At 51.2% G+C, this 17,343-nt stretch carries 14 protein-coding genes; 6 read left to right on the forward strand and 8 right to left on the reverse strand.

Annotated elements, in window-relative coordinates:
- Positions 1-98: 98 nt before the first annotated feature.
- Entirely contained in the window at positions 99-1,655 is a 1,557-nt protein-coding gene (locus tag PTW35_RS12160) for a SulP family inorganic anion transporter (protein ID WP_281025210.1), read from the forward strand.
- Between the two features lie 70 nt (positions 1,656-1,725).
- On the opposite strand, the gene PTW35_RS12165 is transcribed toward PTW35_RS12160, so the two are convergent.
- A complete protein-coding gene (locus tag PTW35_RS12165) occupies positions 1,726-2,178 on the reverse strand; it encodes a low molecular weight protein-tyrosine-phosphatase (RefSeq protein WP_281025211.1) in 453 nt (150 codons plus the stop codon).
- A gap of 30 nt (positions 2,179-2,208) precedes the next feature.
- On the reverse strand, positions 2,209-2,898 hold the full coding sequence (locus PTW35_RS12170) for a DUF3313 domain-containing protein (RefSeq protein ID WP_281025212.1): 690 nt from the start codon (positions 2,896-2,898) through the stop codon (positions 2,209-2,211).
- 169 nt (positions 2,899-3,067) lie between these two features.
- Between PTW35_RS12170 and PTW35_RS12175 the strand changes: the two genes are divergently transcribed.
- From PTW35_RS12175 to PTW35_RS12185, 3 genes are all read left to right on the forward strand, one after another.
- Positions 3,068-3,859 (forward strand): adenosylcobinamide-GDP ribazoletransferase, encoded by a 792-nt coding sequence (locus PTW35_RS12175; RefSeq protein WP_281025213.1) that lies wholly within the window; start codon positions 3,068-3,070, stop codon positions 3,857-3,859.
- A gap of 12 nt (positions 3,860-3,871) precedes the next feature.
- Positions 3,872-4,477, forward strand: a complete 606-nt coding sequence (cobO, locus tag PTW35_RS12180) for a cob(I)yrinic acid a,c-diamide adenosyltransferase (RefSeq protein ID WP_281025214.1) — start codon at positions 3,872-3,874, stop codon at positions 4,475-4,477.
- 176 nt (positions 4,478-4,653) lie between these two features.
- Positions 4,654-5,088, forward strand: coding sequence for a phosphate-starvation-inducible PsiE family protein (locus tag PTW35_RS12185; protein WP_281025215.1), 435 nt, complete (start codon positions 4,654-4,656; stop codon positions 5,086-5,088).
- 378 nt (positions 5,089-5,466) lie between these two features.
- Here PTW35_RS12185 and ltrA read toward each other — a convergent pair whose 3' ends face one another.
- The 3 genes from ltrA to PTW35_RS12200 all read right to left on the reverse strand — a co-directional run bounded on the left by ltrA (position 5,467) and on the right by PTW35_RS12200 (position 10,077).
- A complete protein-coding gene (ltrA, locus tag PTW35_RS12190) occupies positions 5,467-6,759 on the reverse strand; it encodes a group II intron reverse transcriptase/maturase (RefSeq protein ID WP_348637734.1) in 1,293 nt (430 codons plus the stop codon).
- Between the two features lie 627 nt (positions 6,760-7,386).
- Complete coding sequence (locus PTW35_RS12195; RefSeq protein WP_281025216.1) at positions 7,387-8,712, reverse strand: anaerobic C4-dicarboxylate transporter; 1,326 nt, start codon at positions 8,710-8,712, stop codon at positions 7,387-7,389.
- 324 nt (positions 8,713-9,036) lie between these two features.
- A complete protein-coding gene (locus tag PTW35_RS12200) occupies positions 9,037-10,077 on the reverse strand; it encodes a metal-dependent hydrolase (protein WP_281025217.1) in 1,041 nt (346 codons plus the stop codon).
- Positions 10,078-10,298: 221 nt separating this feature from the next.
- On the opposite strand from PTW35_RS12200, the gene PTW35_RS12205 reads away from it, so the two are divergent.
- Positions 10,299-10,751 (forward strand): CBS domain-containing protein, encoded by a 453-nt coding sequence (locus PTW35_RS12205; RefSeq protein ID WP_281025218.1) that lies wholly within the window; start codon positions 10,299-10,301, stop codon positions 10,749-10,751.
- Between the two features lie 99 nt (positions 10,752-10,850).
- Here the strand turns inward: PTW35_RS12205 and PTW35_RS12210 are convergent, their stop codons facing one another.
- The 3 genes from PTW35_RS12210 to apbC all read right to left on the reverse strand — a co-directional run bounded on the left by PTW35_RS12210 (position 10,851) and on the right by apbC (position 15,109).
- Positions 10,851-12,974: an AsmA family protein gene (locus PTW35_RS12210; RefSeq protein ID WP_281025219.1), complete on the reverse strand. Its 2,124-nt coding sequence runs from the start codon at positions 12,972-12,974 to the stop codon at positions 10,851-10,853.
- 191 nt (positions 12,975-13,165) lie between these two features.
- Entirely contained in the window at positions 13,166-13,810 is a 645-nt protein-coding gene (udk, locus tag PTW35_RS12215) for a uridine kinase (protein ID WP_281025220.1), read from the reverse strand.
- Between the two features lie 207 nt (positions 13,811-14,017).
- A complete protein-coding gene (apbC, locus tag PTW35_RS12220) occupies positions 14,018-15,109 on the reverse strand; it encodes an iron-sulfur cluster carrier protein ApbC (RefSeq protein WP_281025221.1) in 1,092 nt (363 codons plus the stop codon).
- 168 nt (positions 15,110-15,277) lie between these two features.
- On the opposite strand from apbC, the gene metG reads away from it, so the two are divergent.
- A complete protein-coding gene (gene metG / locus PTW35_RS12225) occupies positions 15,278-17,329 on the forward strand; it encodes a methionine--tRNA ligase (RefSeq protein ID WP_281025222.1) in 2,052 nt (683 codons plus the stop codon).
- Positions 17,330-17,343 lie beyond the last annotated feature (14 nt).

Consider the following 17,343-nt stretch of genomic DNA (forward strand, 5'->3'; position numbering starts at 1 on the left):
ACTGAATCACAGATTTCTGTAGGATCCGCGACTTTGTAGCCGTCTTTGCGGCACGGCTACTTCAATCCACCACCAGAGTCAGATCAAAACCAATAAGCATGTTTGAATTCCCACAATTTTCACGACAATCCGTCAAAAATGACGTTCTTTCAGGGCTAACTGTTGCCCTTGCCCTCGTACCTGAAGCGGTTGCTTTCGCCTTCGTTGCAGGTGTTGACCCGATGGTTGGCCTGTACGCTGCCTTTATCGTCGGCTTGGTGACTGCCGTACTTGGGGGTCGTCCGGGAATGATCTCTGGTGCTACTGGTGCCATGGCTGTTGTTATGGTTAGCCTGGTCGCAGAACACGGTATTGAGTACCTTTTTGCCGCCATTATGCTTGCCGGTGTGCTGCAGATCCTCGCCGGCATATTCAAGCTCGGTAAATTCATCCGCATGGTACCGCACCCGGTAATGATAGGTTTCGTAAACGGCCTAGCTATCGTTATCTTCCTAGCCCAGTTAGGCCAGTTCAAGGTACCGGATGCTTCTGGCACCCTGCAGTGGATGCAAGGCTCACAGCTGTACATCATGCTTGGCCTAGTTGCCCTGACCATGTTCATCATCCACTTCCTACCGAAACTGACTAAAGCGGTGCCATCTTCTCTGGTTGCGATTATTACAGTCACGTTACTGGTTCACGGCCTTGGTTTGGATACCCGTACGGTGATTGATTTTGTCCGCTCTATGAGCGGCGATACCAACGCTACCCTAGCAGGCTCACTGCCAACATTCGCGCTCCCTGAAGTTGGCTTTAACATGGAAACCCTGCGCATCATCCTGCCTTACTCCTTGATTCTGGCCGCTGTAGGCCTGATCGAGTCGCTGCTGACCCTGACCGTTATTGATGAGATGACCGGTACCCGCGGTCAAGGTAACCGCGAGTGTGTTGGCCAGGGTGTCGCGAACGTTACCTGTTCAGTCTTCGGTGCCATGGGTGGCTGTGCGATGATCGGCCAGTCAATGATTAACATCAATTCCGGTGGCCGCGGACGCCTATCCGGCATCACAGGTGCGGTAGGTCTATTGCTATTTATCCTGTTCGGCTCGTCACTGATTGAAATCATCCCTCTGGCAGCGCTGGTCGGGGTGATGTTCATGGTCGTTATCGGTACCTTTGAGTGGGCAAGCTTCAAAATGGCTCGCAAAGTACCAAAACACGATTTCTTCGCCATTATCTTGGTTACCGGTGTTACCGTTGCATTTGACTTGGCATTAGCTGTTATCGTCGGTGTGATCTACTCTGCGCTGGTGTTTGCCTGGAAACACGCCAAACACATCTACGCTTCAAGCTATATTGATGACAACGGCTCGAAAGTGTACGCGCTGGACGGCCCGCTGTTCTTCGGCTCGGTGTCCAACTTCCTGGAGCTGTTTGATGCCAAGAACGACCCTGCCGATGTAATCATTGATTTTGCCAAGTCACGCGTTGCTGATCACTCGGCAATTGAAGCGATCGATACTATTGCCGAGCGTTATGCTAACCAAGGCAAGACCCTACATATTCGCCACTTGAGCCCAGAGTGCCGCTCACTGCTGAAAAAAGCAGGCAACCTGGTCGAAGTGAACCTGATGGAAGACCCGACCTACAAGGTCGCTACCGATACCCTCGGCTAATCCATACGGTTATACCAATAAAAAACGCCCGCATTAAATGCGGGCGTTTTTATATATCGGTTTCAAGCCACTATAGTCTATCGAGTAAACCCTCCGCCGCTTCCTCAACCAGATCGAGCACATAATCGAAGCCGCGCTGGCCACCGTAATATGGGTCTGGAATTTCCGCGACATCCTGGCGGCCATACTCAAGGAACAGTGCTAGCTTGCGGTGAAGATGCGTCGGACAGACTCGCTTCAAGTCTCGCAGATTATCGTTATCAGCCGCCAGAATCAGGTCAAAGGCTTCGAAATCCCCATCGATGATCTGTCGGGCACGCATTCCCTCAAAACTGTAGCCGCGCGCCTCGCCGGCTGCTCGGGCTCGGTGGTCCGGCATTTCACCTTGGTGAAAGCCGATAGTTCCGGCAGAATCGACCTCAACATCTAGCCCCCGCTCCGCCACCTTGGCCCGCAGAACCGCCTCCGCTGTCGGCGAACGGCAGATATTACCCATGCATACCACTAAAATCCGCTGTGTCATTGTCACTCCTTACTCACCGCCCTTCATCTTTCACTGAACACTTTGTTCATTCTCCTTGGCAGTATAAGCGGTCAAGCGAATAAAATAGACAATATCTTGGGTAAATTGATCAACAGCCGCTTGAATTTGCTCGAAGCGTAACATTTCTCGATTATTTTCCAGCACATCCTTGGCCAGTAGGACGCTGACCCGCTCAGCCAAAATCGCCTCACTTTGACTATCGACCAACTGCGACTCAACCAATAACCTGACATTGCGATCCCTTGTACCTAGCAGAGCCTTGGTGCCGCCAATGAGCGCACCGTAAGGTAAAATCTCAGTGATTTTGATATCTTCCATATCGGTACTGGCGCGGCTTATTTCGACTCTCAGAATCGCTGTTTTCGGCCCAGGCTCGTCGACTACAGGAACACCGGTTGCCAGCTCTTGCTCCAAGCGCAGCTGCAGCCTGTGCGACACCCGCCCCAGGACAGCCGGGGGGATCTGGTGAACCGCTTGGGTGCGCGGATGCAACCTGACGGGCTCCACCATGACCTGTTGGTAATCTGACAACGCCAGATGCGGTGATACCCACTGTAGGCCATTGGCATCCGCAACATAGCTCACCTCTACCAATTGACGCCGATTGGCCGCCTGCGATACCGCACGCTCCTCGTCTGTCGGCAGCCTACTTGAACAACCTGCCGCTACCAAGCAGCACATCAGGATCACCCTGCGCATTTCATCACTTCCCTTTCCAAATAAACAGGATGGTATACGGAAAAAAGGGAAGATGCCAGACTGCTATCAGCTTAAAATGCATTTATTTGCAGTCACACTATAACTGGTATCTTATCCTGGCTTAAAGTAACGTACTGTTTTCCAAACTCACCCAACAAGGCCGCTTACCATGACATTGCATTCTCAGGCGATCAAACAGCAGGGGCAGATATTTCTCATCGCCCTCGCTTTCTTTACCCGGATCCCTATCCCAGCCGATACCCCTTACTCCGCTGACCTGCTAAACAAGGCCAACCGCTATTTTGCCCTGGTCGGCCTGGTTATCGGTCTGGCGAGTGCGGCAAGTTTCTGGCTCGCCCACCTTGTCCTGCCAGGCTCGGTGGCGGTCATCATTGCGATGGCGACCAGCCTGCTGCTAACCGGGGCTTTCCACGAGGATGGTCTGGCCGATGTCTTTGACGGGTTTGGCGGCGGCTGGCAGCCAGAGCAGAAACTCGAGATCATGAAAGACTCACGGCTCGGCACCTATGGTGCGGCAGCGCTGTTCGTCGTGCTTGCTATCAAATGGTCCAGCCTGACCGCTTTGGCAGAGCTCTCGCCGACTCTTGCCGCTTCGGCACTATTCTGCCTTCACGGCCTAAGCCGTGCCGTTGCCGCCAGCTTGATCTTCAGTTACCCCTATGTTCGGCTCGATGAACAAAGCAAAGTCAAGCCACTGGCCAATGAGCAAAGCCAACAAGATTTGTGGGTTTTAATTATCACCAGTTTCTTTATATTACTGTTTTTGCCACTGCCAATGGCACTCTCGCTTACTGCCGCCCTCCTTCTTGTCCGCTATGCCTGCGGTCGCTGGTTCAGCCAGCAATTAGGCGGCTATACTGGAGATTGCCTTGGCGCCTGTCAGCAACTTGCTGAAATCACAGGTTATCTGATCATATTGGTAATGGTAGCCCAACAATAAAAAGGTTCATCAATGGTAGATCAAACCCAGAAAGACAGCCGCTACAAAGCCCGGCAGCAAAAAGTCAAAGCAGAAATAGATGCCAAAGTCGCCTCTGCCCAGGAAGAAAAAGGCCTGTTCCTGATCATTACCGGTAATGGCAAGGGCAAGTCCACGTCGGGCTTTGGCACTATTGCCCGTGCTGTGGGACATGGCCAGAAATGTGGCGTCGGCCAATTCATCAAAGGTACCTGGGACTGCGGTGAGCGTGCCCTACTTGAACAACACGGTGTCGATTTTGCGGTCATGGCCACCGGGTTTACATGGGAAACCCAGAATAAAGAAGCAGATACGGCAGCAGCCCAAGCCACCTGGGCGGAGTGTAAAAAAATGTTGGGAAGTGATAGTTATGATGTCATTCTTCTCGATGAGCTGACCTATATGGTGACCTATGGCTATATTGAACTGGCCGAAGTCATTGAAACTATCAATGCCCGTCCAGCCTCGCAATCGGTTATTGTTACAGGCCGTGGTGCCCATCGGGAACTCATTGAAATGGCTGATACTGTTTCCGAAATTCGCAATATCAAGCATGCCTTTGAAAGTGGAATCAAAGCACGCAAAGGCGTGGACTGGTAAGCCTGCGCGATACCATCACAGCTTTGTAAATAGCCACTCTATCAATCAGATGTGGCTACTTATCAATCTCGAGCTTTGTCACACTTTTTACTTGACCCTTGGCAAGAAAAAGCCAATATTTGGCTCATAACAGGCTTTAACTTCTAGGCCGATTACAAGTCTTACAAGGGACACAAATGCCTTCACATTTACCAAAAAAATTCAGCGAGATATTTCTAAAACTGTTTCATATTCTCGAGGCAATTTTGCTGGTCGGTATCACCTTGGCAACCTTGGCTGCCATGATCAATGAGTTCATTGTGATTTATACCAACCGCCAAATCGCACTGACCGATATCTTACTGATGTTTATTTATCTTGAAGTGCTGGCCATGGTTCAGCAGTTTGTCACCAACGGCAAGATCCCGGTTCGATATCCGATTTACATCGCGATCATGGCTATAGCCCGATACATCACACTCGGTATGAAAGAGCTCGATGGTGTCTATATAGTCTGGCTATCGGTTGCCGCCTTTATTCTGGCCGCGGCAACGCTCATCATCCGCGTCGGCCATCATTACTGGCCTTACGAGGACGCCGAAGAGCCCGGCTATCGCAATTCGCACGATTAAACGTAAAAGGGAGTGAATATTCACTCCCTTTTACGTTTATTCGTGTGATTGAGGCTTCTTGGATTTACCCAGCTTGGTCTTGTAGTAAGCCTCTGCTTTTTTAACTATTTTGTTGTGCATTTTGGCTCTAAGAGACTCAAAGTCAGCCCCCGCCAAAACCCGTTTTAAATTATTGATTGCCGCCTCACAGATTATCTTTTGTTATCAATCATCCAAACGGTGATTGAATCACCGCCACTTCCCAACAAACAAAGTTATTTTTTGACCAATTATATACTCAATTAGTTGCTTTTATGTATTTATTTATTTCAACGTAACTTTATTTAATTCCCTGACCCAAAAAATCGAGTAGGAGGAGGCCTCGCGGCCTCCGTCCTCTCACACCACCGTACAAGCGTGGGTCGCATACGGCGGTTCCGAATATATTTTCAGTGACTCATACCCATCTATCAATGAGTACATGCCCATCTCCTTGAACCGTTTCGTTGGCATAGCCTGATTGAGCTGCGGCGATAAAGCCAGATGCCACCATCCTTTCTCTGACATCGCTAGCTTCCAAGCATTGCGCTCGTTTACGCCTTCTTGGCGTAACCATGTCGCTATGCTGTGTCTGCGTTTTCGCTGCTTGAGTCGGTAGCACCGTAAGCGCCGTCTTATCCATTCATCCAAGCGCTGCATCGCGCTTTTCCGCATGGCGAGCTTGAAGTAGTGTTGCCAACCTCTTAGATATTGAGTTAGTTCGACTATTACTGTCTTCAACTCTCGTCCTCGATTCCGCTTCGTTATTTGACGCACTCGCTTCTTCATGTGAGTTTGTGCTGTCTTCGAGATATGGATACTTCCATCTCGTTGGAAGCGATGGCCTAAGTAAGTCCGCTCTGTCACTCTTGTTGCCGCACTCTTCTCCCGGTTGACCGTGAGTTTCAGTTTCTGCTCCAAGAACTCCGTTATCGAGGCTTTTACTCGATTTGCGGCTTCCTCACTGTGTACGTAGATTTGGCAGTCGTCTGCATATCGGCAGAACTTATGCCCTCTTCGTTCAAGCTCTTTATCCAACTCATCTAATACGATATTTGATAGCAGCGGAGATAGTGGGCCACCCTGTGGTGTCCCTCGTTGCCTCTGCTCGACTAACCCGTTTCGCATTATGCCTGCCTGTAGGTATGACCTGATCAGCTTCAGTACCCGTTTATCTGTGATATCTTTCGATAGCCTGTGCATCAGCCTATCGTGGTTCACGGTATCGAAGTATTTCGCTAGGTCAACATCGACTACATAACCCCGCCCCTCCCTGATGTAGTGGCTTGCTGCCGCCAGAGCATGGTGGGCACTACGGTTGGGCCTGAACCCGTAACTACTGTGGGAGAACTTCGGTTCATAGATATCTGTCAGTACTGAGGTGATAGCCTGTTGGACTATCCTATCAAGTACTGTTGGGATACCTAGTTGCCTAACTCCCCCGCTAGGTTTAGGGATTTCTACACCCAGAACAGGTTGGGGTTGATAGCTCCCATCCAGAAGGCTCTGGCGGAGCGCTTGCCCATTTGAAGACTGCCGAAGCATCGAGATAGTCGCTGTTATATCGAGTTTATCGACACCAGCACACCCTTTGTTCTTCTTCACTCTTCTCAGGGCTTGGTTCAGATTCGTTGATGAACAGATCTGCTCCATCAACTGAGTTGAGGTCACCAAGACTCGTCCTCCTGTCTACGCCGATCATGCTTGTCATTCTTCGTGGCCATGAGCGTCACTTGCGGTGTTGCCCATTGGTACGTAGAGATTTTGATCATCTTGCTATGACTCCACATGATTGAGTGTCTAGTGACTGCTTCTTGATATATTCAGTTCCGGCCTTCCCTTGGGTTGTACTTCCCCAAGGTACTATGCCTTCTGCTGACTTCTTATTTCCCATCACACAGCATCACTGCTGCATTAGTCTCGCCCGAGACAGGTAATAAGATCTCCCGAGGTAAGACGTTGTTCTTTCCCTTGGCTGTGCCTGATTTACCCGTACACACTTCCCGTCGAGGCATTGGGCTATTCTATATGTTGCTAGGTTACCCAAGTTGTACTGGCCTACTATCAGATTTCTGTTCGTCACGGCCAAGTTTTGCCATTTGCTTCCTTCAGATCCCGCCTCACGGTGGGCACCCTTGCATAGGCTAACGGTTCTCGCTCGACTGAGCCCGTAGAGGACTTTCACCTCCTAGAACAACGCCATGCTCGGCGCACAACAAAAAAGCCAGCAACCGAAGTTGCTGGCCTAACGAGATGAACTGACTTACTGGATCGATTAATCTATACGATAATTTGCGCGATGGTGTAGCCGAACGCACAGGCAGAGACTACCCCTATCAGACCCGGTACCATGAAGCTGTGGTTGAAGTACCATTTGCCGATTTTCGTCGTTCCGGTAACGTCGAAGTTGCAGGTCGCAATATCTGATGGATAGTTGGGAATAAAGAAATAGCCATAGGTCGCCGGCATCAAACCGATCAGCAATGCCGGATTCAGGCCCATTGCCATCCCGACAGGCAGCATCATGCGTGCCGTCGCCGCCTGGCTGTTTACAACCACGGAGACAATGAACAGCGCCAGCGCAAATGTCCACGGATAGTCCTGTACCATTTCCGTAATACCGGTTTTGAATGACGGCATCGCATACTGGAAATAAGTATCACTCATCCAGGCAATACCGAAGATAGCAATCGCAGCCACCATACCGGATTTGAACACGACCCCTTCAGGTACCTTCTGCACATTGGTGCGGGTCACCAGCAGAATCAGGCCGCCAAAGGCCAGCATCATCATCTGGATAATAACGGACATCGGAATGGCCTTGGCACTGTCACCGATAGTGCGGATTTCAGGCACCATAGCGACAACCACAATCGATACCAGCGCCAGGATAAACAGCAATACCGCATGCTTGGCGGACGTCGGCAGCTTCTCGTCCAGCGACGTCGCCGTGGTATGCAGGATTTTATCTTTCCATAGCGGATCGCGCAGGCGGCGCTGGTACTCCAGATCCTCGGTCAGATCGGCGCCGCGTCGCAAGCTGTATAGTGACAGTAAGAAGGTACCCAACAAGGTCGATGGCACGGTCACCATCAGGATGGTCAACAAATGAATGCTGTCCTGAACACCAGACAGCTGGGCGAGGTAGTACACCACGGCTGCCGAAATTGGACTGGCAGTGATTGCTAGCTGGGAAGCAACAGAAGACGCCGCCATCGGCCGCTCGGGACGAATGCCGTTCTTGAGCGCCACATCACCGATAATCGGCATGATGGAATAAACCGCATGGCCTGTGCCCAGCATAAACGTCATGGTGTATGTTACGAGTGGACCGAGGAAAGTAACACGCTTAGGGTTGCTGCGCAGAATACGCTCGGCAACTTGCAGCATGTATTTAAGACCGCCAGCCGCTTCCAGAATAGAAGCACAGGTCACAACGGCCAAGATAATCAGCATAACGGTGATCGGCGGTGAGGTCGGTGGCATCCTGAAAATAAAGACTTCAACCAATAGGCCTAGACCCGATACCACCCCCAAGCCAATACCACCAAAACGGCTACCAGCGTAGAGCACCAAAAGGAGAAATAAAAACTCCAAGTACAGCATATTCGCTATCTCCCTATATCGAAATGTTTACCCCATAAGAGGTAGTTAGATGAAATTGGAGGCATAATGGCAGCGTAGAGCTTGCAGCTAATTGATGAGTATCAATTTCCGCAGGTTCTTTCTTGTGGGTAATTTGAACTGTGAAAGGTAGCATAGAAACGCTGTACGCTAAGCGACAGCTGGCTACAGAAACCGCACTAATGACAAACCAGATATTAACCAAGCCGCTACACTTTTCATCACGACACAGCGAAAAAATGGCTGACAAGGTAAATATTCATACCTTAGTCAGCCATCCGAGTTCATTTCTGTTAGCGTCTATACTTATCGGCTTGCCAACGGTACTGACGGCTGCGGACATTCAGATACATGGCATAAATTTGCATCGATATCTTGGTTGCCTAACAATCGAAGCCACAAGTTAGGGATCTGGGCCAGCCTCCCCCTCGGGCTTTCGACCCTGATTGGCTCAATGCTTGTCCAATCGCTGGTATTTTCAGCAAGCGCGAACTGGAAAGCCAACTGCTCCCCCATTCCCATCCTCAAATCCGATGCCACGATTTGAGACTGGCGCTGCTCGTACTTGATAAAACCACCCGCGAAACGCTCCAGCATCTGCTGGTATTCTGAATCCAGTTGCCCCGGCCAAGCTCCCAAGGGCTTTTGCAGAAAATCTATCTCGGTATTCCCATCTAATATCGACGATAACCCTTCGAAGTAATGCCCTTCCCCCTTCACTACGACTCGCCAAAGTACGGTATTAAATGGCGTCGGGGTAATAAAGACCGGCTGCCCGGCAAGCGGCGTGCCCGCTAACTGCTGCTCCACCCTGCTGTCGATCACATTCATCGCACTAACCGACCAAACGATATACAGAGTTGAAACCGCAAGCCCAGCGGTGCAGAGCTTGGCGATACGATCTCGCCACAGCAGACTTGCCAGCAGTACCAGCAGCAGAGGTATCGTGTAGAGCGGATCGATAATAAACAAGCTTGGGATAGCGATCGGAACATTGATCGGCCAAAACAGCTGGGTGCCGTATGCGGTAAATGAATCGAGCAACGGATGAGTGACCAAACAGGCTGCAACCAATAGCCATAGGCGGATGAAGCTGAACCGGGTTGGTTGCCATTTTTGCCATAGCCAGCTGAGTAAAAATGAAAACGGGATGAGCACGAACAGCGAATGGCTGAATCCCCGGTGTTTCACCATATCAGAAACAGGGTCACCGTAACTGATCAAGACATCAAGATCCGGTAGCGTGCCCAAAGCAGCGCCAGCCAACAAAACCTTCGGCGTACACTTCCGTCCTGCCACCGCACCGGCGACCGCCGCTCCCAATGCGGCTTGTGTTACTGAATCCACAATAATTCCTTATCCTCAACCTGAACCGAGAAATCAGCCGTTTTAATCGTTAAGACCGCCACCTTAACAGAGCCATCAATAGATACGCAATTTATTACGATTATGTTTTCTAATTGATCTTTTCCTGAGTAAAAACTGGCGATAGCTCGCAGATCACACATCAAATTTTCGCTACGGTAAATCAGGCAACACCCATCAACTTTGAATAAAAGGAAGATGCAATGCCAACAAAAGTCTCGGAATACATGACTCGCAAAGTTATCACCACCTCACCGGAAACCGGCCTGAGAGAAGCCTTTTTCTTGATGCGCGACGAAAATATCCGCCATCTGCCCGTGGTCAACGACGAAGGGGAGCTGGTTGGGATCGTGAGCGACAGGGAGCTTCGCCGCCCGGGTTGGGTCGATGAATCACCAGAGATCGGCCACGAATACCACCTGACGGATGAGTGGCATATTCGTGATGTGATGATCCGGGACATTGTCCATGTCCGTACCTACGATACCCTCACCAAAGCCATCAGCACGGTATTGGATTTCCAAGTCGGCGCGGCGCCGGTACTGGATAAGACGGGGCAATTAGTCGGCATGTTGTCGGCCATCGATCTGTTGATGGCCTTCCAGGATATTCTAGAAAGCCAGAAATCCGCGAAGAAGAGAAAGCAGACCGCTTGAGCTAAGGCGGCCGGTTGGGCGGCCAGTCACCACTAAAAAGGCCACAGATGTGGCCTTTTTGGTGTTTAGCGATTCCCTCGCAGGGGCTGCCCGGACAACTTAGTTGAACAGTCCCTTGAGCAATTTATCCGCAGCTTTCTTGATATCATCATCCTTGGCCTTGTCGCCCAAGAGTTTTTCAAGTCCGCGTTCCACCTCACGCTGTGCCTTTTGCTCCAGCTCATTATTCTGCTTGAGCAGCTGAGCCAGATTGAGCGAGAACGTCGGCTCGTTCCAATTACCTTTGACGTCAATCGGCACCGTCAGATCAGCCACTTCATCAATGTCTTTGCCGCCCTGCCCCTTGCTCGTGGCAACCACAGAGGTATTCACCGCAAAGTCGATGGTTTCGTTGACCAAGCTGGTCGAACCCTGGCCGTTGATGCGGAGCAGCGGCGAGTCGATATCCAGGTTACTGGTAGAAGCCACGCCTTGGCCCAGCTTGATGGTCGAAGACATCGAGGAGAAATCCGTCTTCTTCTCTTCTTTGACGTATTCGGCTTTTTGTCCCTTCAGCGTTGCGCGGGCTTCACGGATCATCTCCGGAATATTGACGCCATAAATCGCCCCGTCGGCAAAGCGGATATCGACTGTACCAGCAATATTTTCACGGATGCGCTTTTCAGCCAAACCGGTACCTGCGACATTAACGGTAATATCACCACTTCCCGCCAAGGTATCATTTTGTGCCACATCCACCAGCAACGGCTGGACCTGAACTCCTTTGATTTGCTGGGTCACACGGTACGTCGGCAACTGGCCGTTGGCATCGATTTTAGCGGTGGCATGCATGCTGCCTTGGTAAAGGTTGGCATCGAGACGGCTCAGCTCGAACACGCCGTTCTTCACTGTCATCGCCAGCTGCACATCGCTCAGGTGCGCATTCGCCGCTTTGAACTGGCCGATTGCAAGCTTACCGGCAACATCGAGGGTCTTCAGCGCGCTCAGATCTGGCTCTCGGTCTTTGTCCTGTTCGCCCGCGGCCTCGTCTGCTGTACCCGCTTGGCTCGAATCACTATTACTTTGCGATGCCGTTGGCTTGTCGCCTCCGGTACCAAAGAATGCATCGAGGTCTATCTGCTCAGACGACAGGTCAAAGCGGATCACCGGAATATCTGCCGATTCGAAGGAAGCATTACCCGCCAAAGCCAATTCATCCACCGACGCCTTGATAGCAGGCAGCTCCGCCAGCCCCTTCTCCAAGTGGTACTTGGCATCCGCGTCCAGGCCAATCTTCATCTCAGGGCGAGGCAGGTTGGCACCTTTAACATCAGCACTGACCTTAGCCGCCTTCAAATCAATGACTTTAACCGCCTCATCCACCATCAGTTGGGTAGAACCCTGGGTGTTGAAGCTCAAATCTGGTACCTGACCTTCAATGACAAACTCAACCGTTGACCATTCACCCAGCTTGAAGCTGTCCAGCGAGATGTTGGCGTTGCGGATATCATTGGCCGAATCTTTAGCACTGGCCCTCAAAGACAATGCTTTAAGCTCAGCGCCATCCAACGCCTTGGCAATCAACAGCTCGGTTTGGCCTTCAGCACTAAAGCTCAGCTCACCCGCACTCCCGGCAATATTGAACTGCGCCGCTGTCCACGCACCTGGCGCAAATTGTGCCAGGGAGAAGTCAAGCCGGGAAATTTCGGTTTGACTTCCCGCTTGGTCGTCAATGATAAGCGCGCTGGCATTGTTGATTTCGACGCCAGCCAAGCTGATCTGCCAAGCTTGCTGTTCGGCCGTCTGCACGGGCTGTTTCACTGCTTGCTCTGTTGCCGACTCAGCTTGGTCTTGGCCCGACAGGCCATCAAGATTACTGACGCCGCTCTCAAGCGTCTGGATAAACACCCTGCCCCCCAGCAGGCTTACATTGCCAATTTCCAGCTGCTGGGAAAACAGCGGCATGACAGAGACAGAAAGCTCAGCCTGATCGAACTGGGCAAGATTTTGCTCGGCAAACCCTGGCGGATTTCTCAATTCGGTCTTGCCGATATCAAATCCAATGCTTGGGAAAAAGCGCCAGCTAATATCACCGTCAATCACCAAGTCGCGACCGGTCGCTTTTTTCACCTGCTCGGCAATCATCGGCTTGAACTGGTTCGGATCAACCAAAGCCACCAAGGCCGCGATGCCGATAACAGCAACCACAACGACCGCAAGCAATGCCATTATTATTTTTTTCATTACATCCCCATCTTTTCATCCATGCCCATCAATCGAGCCCAGCACAAATTAACCATGGCTCATTGTGGCATATAGCCAAGTGACTTCAAGTACATAGAGTATATTCCAGCACGAAGGTTCCTTTGTATTCGGCAGGTAAAAAAATAGGCAGCGTAATGCTGCCTATTCAAAATCAGTTGCCAGTGCGGACGTTATGCGCGCAGCAGCTTAGCAATGTGGGCTTTTAGTACGTCAATCGCGATACGGTTCTTACCGCCGCGAGGAACAATGATGTCCGCGTATTGCTTCGAAGGCTCGATGAACTGCATGAACATCGGGCGCACTGTCTTCTGGTACTGGTCAAGTACCGACTCCATGGTACGGTCACGCTCGGCCACATCGCGCTGCAGGCGACGAAGCAAGCAGATATCAAGTGGCGTATCCATGAAAACACTCGCATGCATAATGTCACGCAGGCGAGGATCAGTCAGTAGCAGGATGCCTTCCAGGATGATCACTTTCTTCGGTGTCATCGTAGTGGTTTCAGCCATACGCGTGTGCTCGCTGTAGCTGTACTGAGGCACTTCCACCGCTTCACCGCGGATCAACTGCTCAAGATGGTCACAAAGAAGGTCGTGATCCAAGGCATTTGGGTGGTCGTAATTAGTCTTTACCCTTTCATCCATGCTTAGGTGGCTTTGATCGTTGTAGTAGCAATCTTCCGTGATAACACCGATCTGATGATCGCCTACTTTTTCTTTTAGCTCTTTATAAACTGTGCTGGCAATCAGACTTTTACCGGATGCAGAGGCCCCTGCAATACCGATAATAACGCATTGGTGAGAGTGTTCAGACATATCAGAAAGCACCTGTAAAACAACGTGGCGTAGTGGACAAACCGTAATAAGCAGAACATTTCCTACCACTCACTGTGTCAGGAAATGACTTAAATAGGGCATAAATAAACCGCCTGATTATAGGCAGATGTAGGGGCAGATGCCAGTAAAAAAGCGGCATCCGCCTCATTTGCTCAGAAACTCTGCAAGATGGACCAGAGCAATGGTTTACATTGTACGAATTGTGATCTGCTCGGCTACGGGCGTGCCCTGCCAATACAGCCGACTCGCCACCGAACCGGCCAGCTGGATATAGGCCTGAGCCTGTTCCGAGTCAGGGGATGCCGCCACTGTCGGCTTACCGTTATCGATATCTTCACGAATTTTGATATGCAGAGGCAGTTGGGCTAGCAGCGGGACGGCATATTCCTGCGCCATACGCTCGGCACCACCGGTACCGAAGATAGGCTCGTGGTGACCACAATTACTGCAGATGTGGTAGCTCATGTTCTCGACCACGCCCAGTACCGGGACATCGACTTTGTTGAACATGTTGACGCCCTTGATGGCATCGGCCAGCGCCAGATCTTGCGGGGTAGTGACGACTATCGCCCCGGTAACCGGAATTTGCTGCGCCAGTGTGAGCTGGATGTCACCGGTACCCGGCGGCATATCAATCACCAAATAGTCCAGATCCGGCCACCAGGTCTCGGCAATGATCTGAGATAGCGCCTTCGAGGCCATCGGGCCACGCCAAATGGTCGCGCTCTCCGCTGGCACCAAATACCCCACCGAGTTGGTAAACAGACCGCATGACTCAATCGGCATCATCATTTTGCCGTCCGGAGACTGCGGTTTCTCATCGACAGTACCCAGCATCATAGGCACCGACGGACCATAGATATCCGCATCCAGCAGACCCACTTTGGCCCCTTGCGCCTGCAAACCCAGCGCAAGGTTAACCGAAGTGGTCGATTTCCCCACCCCGCCCTTGGCCGAACTCACCACAATGATGTTCTTTACTCCCTTCAATGGTTGCTTGTCGCCTGTCGCCAGCGGGGCCACACGACAACCAATCTCAAACTGGGTATCACTGGCAATGTGGTGGAGCTGTTGCTGGGTGATGATCCACTGTTCGAGTAATTCGGCAACCACACCGGCAGCAAACGGAAAGGTCACCGAAATCTTACCGTCTGCCGACACCGATACCACATTCGTCGTCTCGGCCCATTCATCATGTAGCCAAGGGTGTTCAAATTGGTTCAGCCAACGGCAAATATCTGCCACGCTTTCGAAACGAGTAATTGAGTCACTGCTCATGATCTTTTAGCGCTCCACATTTATTGTTTACCTACATCCTAACACCGATGGTTATTTAACGCCCCATTTTACCGTGTTTTACCGCAGATCCTCCTAGGCAAGGTGCTATCCATCAGGTACTATTCAAAGCTACGTTTTTATTACCCATCACGAGCGAAATAAGACATTATGGCTGCAAATCCAAGAAAAATTCTGGTGACCTGCGCCCTACCGTACGCTAACGGTTCTATCCACTTGGGTCACATGCTTGAGCATGTACAAGCGGATATCTGGGTGCGCTATCAGCGCCTTCGTGGCAACGAAGTTCATTTCATCTGTGCAGACGATGCACACGGTACTCCAATCATGCTTAAGGCCCAGCAGATGGGTATGGAACCTGAGCAGATGATTGCCGAAGTGAGCAAAGAGCACCAGGCTGACTTTGCTGGCTTCGATATCAGCTTCGACAACTACCACAGCACGCACTCTGAAGAGAACCGCGAGCTGGCGTCGTTCGTCTACACCCAGCTGAAAGAAAACGGCTTCATCACCAACCGTACGATTTCTCAGCTGTTCGACCCGGAAAAAGAAATGTTCCTACCGGACCGTTTCGTAAAAGGTACTTGCCCTAAGTGTAAGTCTGACGACCAGTACGGCGACAACTGTGACAACTGTGGCGAAACCTACAGCCCGACCGAGTTGATCAACCCGAAATCTGCTGTTTCTGGTGCAACACCAGTAATGAAAGATTCTGAGCACTTCTTCTTCGACCTGCCTCAATTCGAAGGCATGCTCAAAGAGTGGACCAAGTCAGGAGCCCTGCAAGACGAGACAGCCAACAAGATGCAGGAATGGTTCGAGTCTGGCCTACAGCAGTGGGACATCTCTCGTGACGCGCCTTACTTCGGCTTTGAAATCCCGGGCGAGACTGGCAAGTACTTCTACGTATGGCTAGACGCGCCTATCGGCTACATGGGCTCATTCAAGAACCTGTGTGACAAGCGCGATGACCTGAACTTCGACGAGTTCTGGAACAAAGACAGCTCAACCGAACTTTACCACTTCATCGGTAAAGACATCGTATACTTCCACAGCCTATTCTGGCCTGCAATGCTGGAAGGTGCGGGTTTCCGCAAGCCGGACAACGTCTTCGTGCACGGCTACGTGACGGTGAACGGTGCCAAGATGTCTAAGTCTAAGGGTACTTTCATCAAAGCCGGTACCTACCTGCAGCACCTAGACCCAGAATGCCTACGCTACTACTACGCAGCGAAGCTGAACAGCCGTATCGATGATCTGGACCTTAACCTTGAAGACTTCACCCAGCGCGTAAACAGCGACGTAGTCAACAAGATTGTTAACCTAGCATCTCGTAACGCAGGCTTCATCGCCAAGCGCTTCGAAGGCAAACTGTCTGACAACTTTGCCGAGCCTGAGCTATACGCAGAGTTCGTTGCAGCGGCTGATCGCATCGCCGAGCTATACGAAACCCGCGAGTTTGGCCGCGCTATCCGCGAAATCACCGCCCTGGCCGACAAAGCCAACCAGTACGTTGACGAGAAAGCTCCTTGGGTTGTGGCTAAGCAAGAAGGCAAAGATCAGGAACTACAGGAAATCTGCTCTGTCGGTATCAACCTGTTCCGCGTACTGATGACTTACCTGAAACCTGTTATGCCTCAGCTTGCTGAACGTACAGAAGGCTTCCTGAACGAAACGCTGACGTGGGATGGTATTGCCCAGCCACTAACCGGCCACGAAGTGACCAAGTTCAAAGCGCTGTTCAACCGCATCGATGCCAAGAATGTCGAAGCCATGGTTGAATCTTCGAAAGAAGATGCGGCCGCTGAAGTCGCAGCGAAAGAAAAAGCTGAAGCAGCGAAGACAGAAACTGAACTGAGCAAAGACCCGATTGCAGACGAAATCGAGTTCGATGATTTTGCCAAGGTTGATATGCGTATCGCCAAAATCATTTCTTGCGAAGAAGTGCCTAAAGCGAACAAACTGCTTAAGTTCCAGCTCGATATCGGCGGTGAAACCCGTCAGGTATTCTCAGGCATCAAGTCGGCCTACACGCCGGAAGAGCTTGTTGGCAAGCACACGGTAATGGTGGCCAACCTGAAGCCACGCAAGATGAAGTTCGGCATGTCTGAAGGCATGATCCTTGCTGCAGGCCCTGGCGGTAAAGATCTGTGGATCCTTGAACCGCACGAAGGTGCCCAGCCAGGTATGCGCGTAATGTAATACGCCGGTCTTAA

It is taken from the genome of Photobacterium sp. DA100 (assembly GCF_029223585.1).
In the GTDB taxonomy this organism is placed as follows: domain Bacteria; phylum Pseudomonadota; class Gammaproteobacteria; order Enterobacterales; family Vibrionaceae; genus Photobacterium.